General features: G+C 37.6%; 9 protein-coding genes. 3 read left to right on the top strand and 6 right to left on the bottom strand.

The window, feature by feature from the left end; all coding sequences use genetic code 11:
* Nucleotides 1-49: 49 nt before the first annotated feature.
* From GLW08_RS06930 to GLW08_RS06940, 3 genes are all read right to left on the bottom strand, one after another.
* On the bottom strand, nt 50-2,083 hold the full coding sequence (locus GLW08_RS06930; RefSeq protein ID WP_160847784.1) for an ABC transporter ATP-binding protein: 2,034 nt from the start codon (nt 2,081-2,083) through the stop codon (nt 50-52).
* On the bottom strand, nt 2,083-3,831 hold the full coding sequence (locus tag GLW08_RS06935) for an ABC transporter ATP-binding protein (RefSeq protein ID WP_160847785.1): 1,749 nt from the start codon (nt 3,829-3,831) through the stop codon (nt 2,083-2,085). Before GLW08_RS06935 ends, GLW08_RS06930 begins: the two co-directional genes overlap by 1 nt.
* A gap of 696 nt (nt 3,832-4,527) precedes the next feature.
* The gene (locus tag GLW08_RS06940; RefSeq protein ID WP_160847786.1) at nt 4,528-5,559 is read right to left on the bottom strand and encodes a TIGR00341 family protein; all 1,032 of its coding nucleotides are present in this window, start codon (nt 5,557-5,559) and stop codon (nt 4,528-4,530) included.
* A 239-nt stretch (nt 5,560-5,798) separates the two neighbouring features.
* Here GLW08_RS06940 and GLW08_RS06945 point away from each other — a divergent pair, with 239 nt between their 5' ends.
* From GLW08_RS06945 to GLW08_RS06955, 3 genes are read left to right on the top strand one after another with little or no spacing between them, the layout of a single operon-like run.
* Nucleotides 5,799-7,316, top strand: a complete 1,518-nt coding sequence (locus GLW08_RS06945) for a spore germination protein (protein ID WP_160847787.1) — start codon at nt 5,799-5,801, stop codon at nt 7,314-7,316.
* A gap of 8 nt (nt 7,317-7,324) precedes the next feature.
* Nucleotides 7,325-8,443, top strand: a complete 1,119-nt coding sequence (locus GLW08_RS06950; protein ID WP_160847788.1) for a GerAB/ArcD/ProY family transporter — start codon at nt 7,325-7,327, stop codon at nt 8,441-8,443.
* Nucleotides 8,444-8,448: 5 nt separating this feature from the next.
* Nucleotides 8,449-9,576, top strand: a complete 1,128-nt coding sequence (locus GLW08_RS06955; RefSeq protein ID WP_237458362.1) for a Ger(x)C family spore germination protein — start codon at nt 8,449-8,451, stop codon at nt 9,574-9,576.
* Between the two features lie 91 nt (nt 9,577-9,667).
* On the opposite strand, the gene GLW08_RS06960 is transcribed toward GLW08_RS06955, so the two are convergent.
* The 3 genes from GLW08_RS06960 to GLW08_RS06970 form a co-directional block, all read right to left on the bottom strand.
* Nucleotides 9,668-10,501 carry an aldo/keto reductase gene (locus GLW08_RS06960; RefSeq protein WP_160847790.1) on the bottom strand — a complete coding sequence of 278 codons (834 nt, stop codon included), beginning with the start codon at nt 10,499-10,501 and terminating at the stop codon, nt 9,668-9,670.
* 913 nt (nt 10,502-11,414) lie between these two features.
* Nucleotides 11,415-12,653, bottom strand: coding sequence for a quaternary amine ABC transporter ATP-binding protein (locus tag GLW08_RS06965; RefSeq protein WP_160847791.1), 1,239 nt, complete (start codon nt 12,651-12,653; stop codon nt 11,415-11,417).
* Entirely contained in the window at nt 12,653-13,513 is an 861-nt protein-coding gene (locus GLW08_RS06970) for an ABC transporter permease (RefSeq protein WP_160847792.1), read from the bottom strand. Before GLW08_RS06970 ends, GLW08_RS06965 begins: the two co-directional genes overlap by 1 nt.
* Nucleotides 13,514-13,583: the final 70 nt, after the last annotated feature.

Below are 13,583 nucleotides of genomic sequence, written 5' to 3' on the forward strand. Positions count from 1 at the left end.
TCCTTCTAACCTAAAAAAAGATAGATGCATACCGCATCTATCTTTTTTGTTATGAAATTGCCGCTTCCTCTAGTCTCCCTTGTTGCATTTGATACATTTGATAGTAAATACCATTTTCTTTAATGAGAGATTCATGATTTCCTTGTTCTACAATTCTACCGTGATCCAACACAAATATTTGGTCTGCTTGTTGGATTGTAGATAGGCGGTGTGCAATTACTAGTGTTGTTCTTCCTTTTTTAAGAACGTTTAAAGCCTCTTGTATGATACCTTCTGTCTCTGTATCAATATTGGCTGTTGCTTCATCCAATATTAATATAGCTGGATCAAATGCCAGGGCTCTGGCAAATGAAATTAGCTGTCGTTCTCCAGTTGACAAAGTGCTTCCTTTTTCTTTCACAGGTTCATCATATTTATTAGGAAATTTCTCTATGAAACGATCAGCGCCAACCTCTTGCAATGCTTTTATTGCTCGTTCTTTCGAAATGGTAGGATCCCCCATCGTAACATTGGATAATATGGTTCCTGTAAAAATAAACGGATCTTGAAGAACAATCCCCATATGACTTCGTACTTGTTGTCGTGATAAGGTTTTTGTATCCATACCATCAATCGATATGGTCCCTTTTTGTGGGTCATAAAAACGGAAAAGCAAATTCATAACTGAGCTTTTCCCAGAACCTGTGTGCCCAACAAATGCGATTGTTTCGCCCTCTTGTGTTTGCAAGGAAATATCCTTTAGTATATAATCATCCTTTTCATATGCAAAAGAAACATGATCAAACGTAATGTTGCCTCTATATCGAGGAATAGGTTGATTATTAACTTCTTCTCCTTCATGATCCATAAGTTCAAATACACGGCTTGATGCAACACGAGCTTGCTCAAGTTGAGATAATTGATTAACTACATCAATAACTGGTTGGAACAAGCGATTTAAATAGTCAACAAATGCATAGAGTAACCCAACTGATACGACGCCACCAACCCCCATGGAAGCTCCTCCAAAGTACCAGATAAATGCTACAAACGCTAAGTTTCGTAGTACGTTTACTAAATTAAAGGATGTTAGGGAATTTAGATTTAGTAGCTTATTTTGATACGTGAAGTGACGGGTGTTCATTTCTTCAAACTCTTCTGTCGTTTGTTTTTGTCTACGAAATGCTTGAATGATAGGCATACCCTGAATCGCTTCATTGATATTACCATTCAAGTCACTAATCGTTGAGCGGATTACATCATTGTACTTACCTGCATATGCTTTATACAGTTTCATCCAGAGCGCCATAATTGGAATAAGCAATAGACAGATTGCAGCTAGCTTTGCGTTGAGTAGAAATAAGGCAATGTAGATTCCGAACATATAAATTAAACTTGTAACGAAAGTTGCTAGCACCTTTTCATACAATTCACGAATTGCCTCTGTATCATTTGTAACTCGAGCTACAATTTTACCTGCAGGGCGATTGATGAAGTAATCAATTGGGACTCGTTGAATATGAGCAAAAACATCTTTTCTCATCTTCTGGATGATTTTGTTGGAAGATACCTGTAACAAATAGGTTTGCCAATATTGAAATACTGCTGCAATCAATAACAACACAACATACAAACCAAGCAACCATTTTATTGCACTTGTTTCCGGTTTAAAGAATGCATACAACTCATCCAATTGTAATCCGGTTGCGTTTACTTCTACTGTCTCATCCGGTGTGGTAATCGTAAGGACACCATCCTCGAATGATTTATTACCCTCTGTTGGTACATCTTCCTCTATAAAGTAATAGCTTTTTCCAGCTTGTAAAATTGTTGCGGTATCTACTTTTTCATCAGTTGAATCGATGCGATCAGCTCGTTTGTAAGGCTCTCCTTGATATAATACTGTGTGAGAGCCTTCTTCCTCTTGCACCTGATACCAATTTGCTTCAATCCCAAGAATATGCTCATCAATCAAGCGCTTTGCTATAAATGGTCCTGTCAGTTCAAGTGCTACGGCAATGGTTAAACAAATCAGCCCTATGAAAATCGTTTTCTTAAACTGCATAGCATATTGAAATAATCGTTTTTCCGTTGAAGATTTCATTAGCCGCTCACCTCCTCAGAGTCCATTTGTTGTGTGGTGAACTGCTCGAAGTACCATCCTTTATTCTCAATCAACTCTACATGCGTACCTCTTTCTACAATTTCGCCATCTTCTAATACAATTATTAGATCAGCATGTTGAACAGCAGATAAACGGTGCGCAGCAATAAAAGTTGTTTTATCCTTGCGCTCTCGTTTTAAATGTTTAATAATATTCGCTTCCGTTTTCCCATCGACTGCTGATAAGGAATCATCTAATATCAAAATTTCTGGATTCATAATGAGAGCTCGTGCTAAGGATACACGTTGCTTTTGTCCACCTGATAAAGTGACCCCACTTTCGCCAACTTTCGTGTCTAATCCTTGTGGTAAGTTATCAATATCGTCCTTCAAGTAGGCCAATTTCAATATTCTTTCAATTTCCGAATCCTCAGCACCATCTTGACCAAACTGAATATTTTCTCGAACCGTTTTCGAAAAAAGAATTTGATCTTGGGGAACGTAGCCAATCCATCCTCTTGTTACGTCTAAAGAAAGGTCATGAATAGATATATCAGAGATTGATAGATTTCCCTTCATGCCAGGATAATCTCGTAACAGTTGCTTAAACATTGTGGTTTTCCCGGCTCCTGTTTTACCTACGACTCCGATGGTTTCTCCTTGTTGTACCGCTAATTGAATATTTTTCAGTTGAGCTTGCTCTGTGTCAGGATATTGAAACGTCACCTTATCAAAGACAACCGTTTGAGGAAGAGGAACGATTGTTGGCTCGGCTGGATCTTCTACATCCGCTCTATAGCCAAGTGTTTCATTCACCCTATCTAGAGATGCATTCCCTCGTTGCATGACATTAATCAATTCACCAACCGCAAACATTGGCCAAATAAGCATTCCAAGATATACATTGAAGGAAACCAGTTGACCGAGTGTAATCACATTCGTAAATACAAGCGATGCTCCGTACCCTAAACCAATCGTATAAGAAATACCAACAAGAATTTTTATAGTCGGCTCAAACATTGCATCAATTTTCGCCACTGCGACGTTTTTATCATAGACCTCTTCCGTCATCTCGTGGAACCGCTTCTCATCCTGATCCTCTTGGACAAACGCACGAATAACACGTACACCACGAATAGATTCAAGTACATCATCATTCATGTCACCAAAAACATCCTGAGCTTTTGTGAAGCGCTCATGAATCGTCTTTCCATATCGATTCATAATAAGAGCCATTATCGGAAGTGGTATTAATGCAGCTAAAGTTAATTGCCAGCTTATTGTGATGGCCATCACACCAATAATCATAACCATGAAAAAAGTAGAGTCCACCAGCGTCAAAATACCGAACCCTGTTGTCATGGATAGTGCTTTCAAATCATTGGTTGATCTAGCCATTAAGTCTCCTGTACGATATTTCCCAAAAAAAGTTGGTGTCATCGAAAGGAAGTGTTGCATTAATTTCGAGCGAACCTTCCGTTCCAAAATGATTGCTCCACCAAAAAGTAAATTCACCCAATAATACGAAACCACGTAACTGACCACAATAATCAGTCCATACCAAAGCAGTAATTCTAGTAATCGTCCCGTTGTTAATGTTTCAAACTGAATCGCGTCAATCGCCATCCCAATAATTTTCGGTGGGATAATGTCGATGGCGCTAACAAAAATTAACATGACAATTGCTGCAGTGTACCGAATCCAATAATCCTTAAAAAACCACTGGAGTTTTCCTAAAACTGAAAACATACGTTCACCTTCTTTTCCAAATATTCATTTGTTATCCGCCTGTTGCCTTCCAATCCTTTACTACCTTTCCTACTGAACTGTTGCTCATTTGTAACTCCTCCTTTATTAGAATGTTTATATAAAGCTTGAAGCTTTATAAAGAAAAACAAAAGCTCGGGGCTCCCGCTTAGCGACGTATGGGCTGCGGCCTACACGACGTAGTTTGGTTCGCTGTTGACCTTATCGTACAGAAGTGAGGGAAGAACACTAGTCGCTGGGAGCTGGACGTGGTGTATAACCTATAAAGTTATAAACAACCAAATTTTGTATAAACTCCTAGACAATAAAAAAACGCATACGTCCGGTGACGTATGCGAGCATAAAAAAAGAGTCACGAACATAGACGTGACCCTTTACTTACAGTTGTAGATCCTTTTATCCTACTGACACAAGAATAAAGAGGGAAGGTCACTTATTTTATTCAACTCATGGCAATCAAACTTTGAAATCAACATAATGTAACCTCCCTTTTATTCGTAAGATGTACAAAGTATATAATTTTCAAAATCTTAAGTCAACAATTATCAGGAAAACTTTTCTACTTTTTTACTATATGAGCGTGGAAAAGATTTAGAACGGTAAATGCCTATGCTAATATATAACTTTGAAATTATAAAAAAAGCCGCTCATATAAGAACAGCAATAGCTTATAACTAGTTATTCAAATTTAATATCCTGCCCTAAGAATATGACGGATAAAAGCGAAGCTACTATCAGCAATACAAATATAATCGATAGCGATCTTGATACATTTGCCCTTTGTACTTCTCTCCAACGAACAGGTCTAATGCCTGTTAATGAAAATACAATGACTGCAGACAATAAAATACACATGATGTTGACTGTAACGAGTAAAAATGATCCATATGCCTCAGGCCATAAACCTTTTCCGATAGACATTCCAAGTGCAATATTTGGTGGAAGCAACGCTACAGCTACCATAACCCCCACAAGGTTGCCTGCCTTTCTATTCAGTGTTGCGATTGACCCTGCTCCACCTGCTGCTAAGGCAAGGAAGAAATCGGATAGTGTCACTTCTGTCCGTGCTAAATACTGCCTCGTATTGATATCAATGTGAAAGAACATGTTAAAAATAATGGCAATGATAATGACAATACCCACGCCTAACAAAGATGTAAGTGCCGCTTTTCCTAACAATTTATAGTCACCTAATATAGCTGCAAAAGCTGTTGCAATAACGGGCCCTATAAGAGGTGCGATTACCATAGACCCAATAACAACAGCGTCACTATCCTTAATGAATCCCATTGTACCTACTACAGCAGATAAAAAAATCAAAAGCGTGTAGTTTAAAGTAGTTAAGCTGTTTTTCTCTACATACGTTAATAACTCATGTCTACTGGCACGCATCAGCATGGTCTTATCATCTTCATCCTCGTCCTGTTCATTTTCCTCTTTTTCTTCTGTTTCCTCATTTAATGTAGATCTAGATAAATAAGTTCTTACTGGAATTAGGAGCGTCTCAAAACCATCTACTACATTCGATACACTCTCTAAGTAATTTAATATTTCCTCTACTTCATCTGTATTCACGAGAATTCGTACAAGCATCCGTTCTTTAGATTCACTCGATACCCAATATGAAGTATGGGTATGCTCTCGCAACTTCTCATCTACAGATTCGAAATGTTTATTTGGGATGTAGGCTTCAATTAATTGTAGACTCATCTTGTTCATCCTATCTTTTGAACGAGGTAGTAGATTGTACTAGTTCTTATAATTGATGAATACAGGAGCTCGTTTTGCTTTAGTATTAGTGAATTTAGTAGTTTTATGTGTGAAACATCATAATATAGTCAAAATCCAACTACAACTACAATTCTTTTCAGAAAAAAGGCTTAACTTCTCATAATCCCACCAATTTCTCTCATACTAAGACTAACTTTCCACAAAAGGATGAATCCATCATGAGAAAAAACAAAAGAAAGTCAACCAGCAGCAGCTCTAATAGCAGCTTCCCATATACGATTGAAGAAATTCACCAGAAATTGAAGGATATTTTTAATGAAAGTCCTGATTTAAATATGATTGAATACACCATCCAACAAAAAAAGGTAGCCATCTTTTATATCACCTACCAAATTAATAAAGTTCAACTAAACAAAAGTTTACTTCCACCACTTTTAAAGATTCAGCAACAACCCCTTGATCATAAAGTCATTTTAAATGAACTGCCATTAGGTGGAGGGGACGCACAAGATAACATAGATAAAATTGCTTCAAACCTAATACACGGATCAGCATGTGTATATGTTGAGCAGGATGATAAAGCGCTAACCTACCTTATCCCTGAACTAGAAAGAAGATCGATTAGTCGTGCTGAAAATGAATCCCTTGTATTTGGGCCGCAAATTTCATTTACAGAATCAATTGTGTCCAACTTAAACATTATTCGTTGGCGTATGGATACGCCTGATTTGGAAGTTAAAAAAATTATTGTGGGGGATCGAATTCCAACAGAGGTTCGGGTTATTTATCTAAAATCACTTGCAGATGATGAGAACGTAAACACTGTACAACAGCGCATTGAAGAGTTAGAAGTAGATGATGTACTTGATAGCTCTGTGTTAGCTCAACTTATAGAGGACAATAGTAGAAGTATATTTCCCCAAATATTGCAAACAGAATTGCCAGACAGACTGTGCTATGCGTTGAAAAAAGGAAAAGTCGGAGTGTTACTTGATAAGAGCCCTAATGTGTTAATTGCACCATCTACCGTGTTCTCCTTCTTAGAAACAACGGAAGATGTCTATATGAGGTGGAACATGGGTACGTTTGCAAGAATTTTACGGTTATCGGCCATGATTCTATCTATTTTGTTAACACCTGCCTATGTAGCAGCCCTGACCTTTCATTATGAGGTTATTCCATCATCCATGCTTGTATCATTGGGACAGTCAAGAGCGACAGTTCCGTTCCCACCTATATTAGAAGCGTTATTACTGGAGACTTTAATTGAATTACTTCGGGAAGCAGGAGCCAGACTACCAACAAAAGTAGGACAAACAATGGGTATTGTTGGTGGTATTGTACTTGGGCAAGCGGCTGTTAAAGCAGGTTTCACCAGTAATATCTTAATCATTATCGTAGCTTTAAGCGCCCTGTCTTCTTTCACAGCACCAAGTTATTTAATGGGTACTGCCATCCGAATTATTCGCTTCCCTACTATTATTTTTGCTGGATTATGGGGGTTAGTTGGAATGCTTTTTGTTTTCGGGTTTCTTATCATTCATTTATTACGGTTAACTTCTATTGGTAGACCTTATTTGTCACCTATTTACCCTTTAACGATTAAAGATTTTAACGATTCGATTCTCCGATTACCATTTACAATCGGAAATACCAGACCTTTATCCAACCATCCTAAGGACAAGAAAGCATATTCCGAAAAGAAAGCGAAGAAGAAAAAAGACATAGATGAGTAGGGATTTACATGAACCAAGGACATGTCAAGATTAAAGCCAATATACAAATCACTGCATTTTATTTGTTCTTCATTATTCACACCATGCAAATTGGGGCAGGAATCATGGGGGTTCCCCAAATAATTTATAAAGAATCTCAAAACAATGCTTGGATTTCTGTGCTTATTGCAGGCGTGTTCTTACACTTGACCATTTTTGTTATGATTTCCCTTCTGGAACAATACAAAAATGCTGATTTATTTGCTATTCAGAAAGATGTTTTTGGAAAATGGATTAGCCGAATACTGGGTACCTTTTACATTCTATATATTTTAACTGTAACAAGTAGCATCATGCTGAATTATACAGAAGTAGTTCAAGTCTTTATCTTTCCTAAGATGCCTTCTCTTCAAATTACGTTTTTCCTATTGTTCTTAGCTACTTATGCTATTACAGGCGGATTTCGAGTGGTAGTAGGATCAGCTTATTTGTTCTTTTTTCTAACAATTTGGCTTGTTTTTTCGCTTTATGAACCAGTAAGATATATAGATTGGGACCATTATCTTCCCGTTATCCAAGCTAGTCCAAAAGAGTTAATGATGGGTGCCTTTAAAACCACGTTTTCCGTTTTAGGTTTAGAGGTTTTACTGTTTGTATATCCTTTCATTAGTAATAAAAACAAAGTACCTATTGTAGCCCATCTAGCTGTATTACTAACTACCATCTTAACTTTCTTGGTCACCTTTATTTCAATTGGATATTTTAGCGGACCTCAACTGGAAGGACAAATCTGGCCAACATTAGCTATGTTTAAGATCATCCAATTTTCTATATTAGAACGATTTGACTTTATTGCAGTTGCATTTTGGGGATTTGTTATCTTGCCTAATGTTATTTTATTTATATGGCTTGCGAGCTATGGAGCTAAACGTCTGTATCATGTAAAACAAAAGCATGCCCTTTATGTAATTGTTCTTCTTTTATATGCATTCACGAATATTGTTGAATTTCGTTTCAGCATAGATACCCTCACAGACCTTTCTGCTAAAGTGGGATTTTATACGGTGTTTGTTTATCCATTTCTCCTTCTGTTGATTGTCCTAGTGAAGAAAAAACTCACAAAGAGCAAAGGAAGTGGCTCGAATTGAAAAAAATGATGCTGCTATTTTTATGTACGGTACTGTTCTTAACGAGCTGTGTTGAAAAAAAACACCTTGAGCAAATTGGGATTGTTACAGCAGTTGGCTTCGATATGCTTGAAGAAGAAGGATGGTTAGAAGGTACACATGTATTATTCCAATTTGATCCAAATGGAGCAAACATCTCCCAAATTATTACGACTCGTGCTAAAACAGCCAAAGGTTTAATGAATGATGCAAGTTTAAAAACTAGTAAAAAATTAGCGTCGGGACAGCTCCGCTTAGTTTTATTTGGGGAAAAAATAGCACAGGAAGGAGCTATGAGGTTATTGGACACATTAGCCAGGGATGCAGCAATTGCTGATATGATGTATATAGCAGTCAGTGAGACAACCGCGAATAAAGTATTACAAGCAAATAACTTTGAAGATGCTCCGAATATTGGAACATATATACATCAGTTAATTGAAAAAAATGTTAAAGAAGAAAAGGTACCTCAAAGTACCTTGCATGATTTTCTACACCATTATTATGACCAATCCTCTGACCCCATTCTTCCTATTATTAATGAAGAGAATTCCAAGCCTACCATCAGAAACCTTGCAGTATTTCAAGATGATCGTATGGTTGGTAGTATATCTGTTAAGGAAGGATTTCACTTAAAATTGCTCACAGATAAATTTACAGCAGGTCATTTAGAAATGGTCATTCCTCCAGAGCCCTTCATCGATAAGGATGATAAAGATCGCCACTATAATGAAATAAAGGGGATTTACCTTGATTTAGGAGAAATAACAAGTAATGCGAATATAGAAGTAGTAGATGTGGAAAACATTGAATTTAAAGTAAACATCAACATCAAAGCAAGAATATTGGAAATCTCCGAAGCGATTAAGATGGAAGATCCCAAAGTTGTAAAGAAGCTAGGGGAAATCATAGGTAAGAACATAGAACAACAAAGTGAAGAACTTATACAAAAATTACAAGAAATGAATTCTGACCCAGTAGGATTCGGATTGAAATACCAACGTAAAGTTGGTCCTGAGGCACTAGCTGATAGCCGATGGCGAGAGATATTTCCTCAAATGAAGGTTAAAGTAAATGTGGATACACAGATATTACGTAGTGGAATCATTAATTAGTATAACGAAACCCGCACATTCCCTTGGGATGGCGGGTTCGTTTATTTCTTGAGTATAGAATAAGTTTGTTTAAAGCTATATTAGGCTTTTTTTATGCATTGTAATCAAATTCGTCTGGGTGTGGACCGATACGCTTTTCTTTATTTAATGTATCAATTTTGCCCATCTCTTCACTCGTTAACTGGAAATCAAAAATATCAGCATTTTGCGCCTGGCGTTCTTTGCTTGAAGATTTCGGAATCGTTACAACACCATGTTGAAAATCCCAACGCAATATAATTTGGGCAGCTGTTTTATCATATTTCTTTGCTAATTCTTGCAATACTGCATTCTCAAAATACTTCCCACGTGCTAGAGGAGACCATGCTTCAAGTTGAATTCCATTGTTTTTGCAATATTCCTGTAGTTCAGGAACACTATTTTGTGGATGGAATTCGACTTGGTTTACCATCGGCTTGATTTCAGCGTCTTTTCGTAGCTCATCCAAATGATGCGGCAAGAAGTTACTTACACCAATCGCTCTTACCTTTCCTTCTTTATAAAGCTTTTCAAGAGCTTTCCATGTCTCTTTATACTTCCCAGGAACAGGCCAATGAATTAGGTAAAGGTCTATATACTCAAGACCTAACTTAGAAAGGCTATTCTCAAAAGCATTTAACGTTTCTTCATATCCTTGCTCATCGTTCCAAACCTTTGTAGTGATAAATAATTCTTCGCGTGGAACGGATGTTTCTTGAAGAGCCTCTCCTACACCTTCCTCATTTTTATAGAAGGAAGCTGTATCAATGCTTCGATAACCTAAATCTAGTGCTGATAATACCGATTCTTTCGCTTCATTGCTTTCCTCGTCCATTTTATAGACACCTAATCCTAACCAAGGCATCTTTACTTCATTATGAAGCGTCGTTGTAGCTGTTAAACTCATTGTATCTGACTCCTTTACAGTAGTATGGAATCCTTCTCCTACATCTATGATGGTATCGCATTGGAAAACAATAGGACAAATGAAAAGCATTCGGAAGCAAGCAAAGGTCATTTTGTAATGTAAATATGACAAGTCAAACGAATTCATATGATTAATGATACTACTTAGCAAGAAGTTATTTGTCAGGTGGAAAAGGTGGAGTTATTCGATAATCGATGCATAATGTGGAAGACTTGAAATCGAGATAGTTTGGGTGAGTGGGGTGTTTCCGTTGCTTTCGTTAGAATAAAGGTGGCCTCTAGAACAACTCGCGTCCTGCCGGCGAGCTGGCAAGCCTCCTCGAGCCCAAAAATCGGGGCTCTGTGGGGTCTTGCCTACCTCTTTCTCCGGCGGGAGTCTCCTTGTTCCACGGCCACCTTTGCTAGTATTGGGAGCAACGGAAACATAGCGAACTTAGAGAGGTTGAGATATTTGAATATCTTCTGATGGTCTACACCCTAGTAAGTTCTAGTATCACAATTGGTTCATAACAAAAAATTCTGTGGCAAGAAAGCTAATGGACATTAGTTCGCTGTTTGTAAAAAATAAAGTTTTATTTGTCTTTATAATCTACCCAGACATACAACATTTGGCCGCGGGTCCGATAGCCCTTACCCGGCTGGGGGTGAAGGCTCACCAGCTCGCCCGCAGGAAAGCGAGTTGTTTCACCGTAACCCCCCCTTCCACTTTTCAAGTATCGGACCCATCACCTCTTGAATATATCTCGAACTAAAGTCTTCAAGATAATGGGGCGTTTTTTGTATTAGGTATCACTAAAAAACGACCAAAACTGGTCGTTTTTTTACTTACTTATCTACTTTTCATTATTGTTTAAGCTCAACAACGAACCACTGTCTCAAGGTTTGAAGTAGTTTTAAACAGTTACAGAATCCGTATGATTGGTTTCCTGCGTTTTCACTTGTTCATCTAGTTCATCTGCCACTAATCCAGATAATACATGTACACGTAAGATAAATCCTTCTAATCGATTTTCTTCATTTACTACGGCAAGTGGATATGTTGAATCCAGTGCTTTTGGAATCAGATCGTGTACATACTCATCTTTTGATACAGTTTGAATTGGGTCTGTTTTCATCACATCATGTAGGGATTTTTTACTTCGCACACCTTCCACAGCATCATCAATGGTCACCAATCCTTGAAGATGTCGCTGACGATCAACAACGAATACACTTGATATGCCGTTCTCCTCCATCTCACGTATTGCTACTTTCAAGCCACCTTTAATAGAAACCAGCGCATTTGGCTTTATCATGATATGTTCCGCTCGTAGTACTTTGGATCGGTCTATATCTGCTATGAAGTTGGCTATATAATCATTAGCTGGCTCTTCTAGAATTTCTTCCGGTGTACCAATTTGAACCACTTTACCATCTTTCATCACAGCTACACGGTCTCCAATCTTGAAAGCCTCGTTCACATCGTGAGTAATGAAAATGATGGTTTTTTGAAGACGTTCTTGAATATCTAACAGCTCAAGCTGCATTTCTCGACGGATTAATGGATCCAATGCACTAAACGGCTCGTCCATTAAAAGAATGTCAGGGTCATTCGCGAGAGCTCGAGCTAAACCTACACGCTGTTGCATACCACCTGATAGTTCGTCAGGATATTTTTCCTCATATCCTTTAAGACCAACTACTTCAATGTTTTTCATCGCAATCTCATGTCGTTCTTCTTTTGAAATCCCACGAATTTCTAAGCCATACTCTACATTGCCAAGTACTGTACGATGACTAAATAATCCGAAATGTTGGAAAACCATTGCAATCTTATCTTGGCGAAACTTCTTTAATTGATTGTGATTATAATCTACAATATTTTCATCATCTACATAGATAGACCCTGATGTAGGTTTATTTAATAGATTTAGGCAACGGATTAAAGTTGATTTCCCACTACCTGATAGGCCCATAATGACAAATATTTCACCCTGATTTACGTTCATAGATGCATTATAGACTCCCACCGTGTGGCCAGTCTCATCTAGTATTTGGTCCTTCTCTTTTCCTTCTTCCACCATAGGAATAATGGATTTTGGCTTCGGCCCAAATATTTTTGATATATTTTCGATTCTCAATTTCTCACTCATTAGTTTGCCCCCCTGTGTTTTTGGAAGCGGTCTGCGACACCACCCGTAATGCGGTCAATTAAAATCGCTAAAAATACAATACTAATTCCTGCTTCAAATCCTAACGATAAATCAATTCGGTTAATAGAAATCAATACTTGTTCTCCAAGTCCTTTTGCACCTACCATTGATGCAATAACCACCATAGCCAATGCCATCATTGTCGTTTGGTTCACACCAGCCATTATGGTTGGTAATGCTTGTGGTAGTTGCACCTTCTTTAACATTTGCCACCTTGATGACCCAAATGATTCAGCTGATTCAATTACTTCAGCATTAACATTTCGTATTGCTAATTCTGTTAATCGAATAACCGGTGGAATAGCATAGATTAAAGTCGCAAAAACTGCAGCAACGTTTCCTAATCCAAAGAAGAAGATAGCTGGAATCAAATAAACGAAACTCGGCATTGTCTGCATTGCATCCAATATCGGTCTCATCACAAAGGAGAACCCTCTACTAAATGCCATCCAAACACCAAGAGGTATTCCAAATAATAAGGAAATAAATACGGATGTTACCACTATGGAAATTGTTGTCATAAGAACTTCCCATAAGCCAAATGTTCCGACTAAGAATATAAAGAAACCATATAAAACACCAGCACCTAAGGACTTAAAACGCCATCCTAATAAAAATACTAAAATGATAAATAACCACCAAGGCAAGAACAGTAATCCTTGTTCAATTCCTAACATCGTTCTAGAAGCAATGAAGAAAATAAAGTCAAATAATGGAGCAAATACATCATTGATCCACATAATAAAACTTTCTACATAGTCTCCTAAACTAAGTTGTATATCTGGAAAATGCTCATTCATTAACTTTCCCTCTCTCTATTTTTTTGGTATTTGTATTAAAAAAGTAGTTGGCCAGTAGATGTGGTCAACT

The sequence above is a fragment of the Pontibacillus yanchengensis genome, from assembly GCF_009856295.1.
GTDB classification, from domain to species: domain Bacteria; phylum Bacillota; class Bacilli; order Bacillales; family BH030062; genus Pontibacillus; species Pontibacillus yanchengensis_A.

What these genes read in the sequence shown, in the direction of transcription:
- GLW08_RS06930 (WP_160847784.1), bottom strand. Translation starts at nt 2,083, where the DNA reads ATGAAATCTTCAACGGAAAAACGATTATTTCAATATGCTATGCAGTTT.
- GLW08_RS06935 (WP_160847785.1), bottom strand. Translation starts at nt 3,831, where the DNA reads ATGTTTTCAGTTTTAGGAAAACTCCAGTGGTTTTTTAAGGATTATTGG.
- GLW08_RS06940 (WP_160847786.1), bottom strand. Translation starts at nt 5,559, where the DNA reads ATGAGTCTACAATTAATTGAAGCCTACATCCCAAATAAACATTTCGAA.
- GLW08_RS06945 (WP_160847787.1), top strand. Translation starts at nt 5,799, where the DNA reads ATGAGAAAAAACAAAAGAAAGTCAACCAGCAGCAGCTCTAATAGCAGC.
- GLW08_RS06950 (WP_160847788.1), top strand. Translation starts at nt 7,325, where the DNA reads ATGAACCAAGGACATGTCAAGATTAAAGCCAATATACAAATCACTGCA.
- GLW08_RS06955 (WP_237458362.1), top strand. Translation starts at nt 8,449, where the DNA reads ATGATGCTGCTATTTTTATGTACGGTACTGTTCTTAACGAGCTGTGTT.
- GLW08_RS06960 (WP_160847790.1), bottom strand. Translation starts at nt 10,501, where the DNA reads ATGAGTTTAACAGCTACAACGACGCTTCATAATGAAGTAAAGATGCCT.
- GLW08_RS06965 (WP_160847791.1), bottom strand. Translation starts at nt 12,653, where the DNA reads ATGAGTGAGAAATTGAGAATCGAAAATATATCAAAAATATTTGGGCCG.
- GLW08_RS06970 (WP_160847792.1), bottom strand. Translation starts at nt 13,513, where the DNA reads ATGAATGAGCATTTTCCAGATATACAACTTAGTTTAGGAGACTATGTA.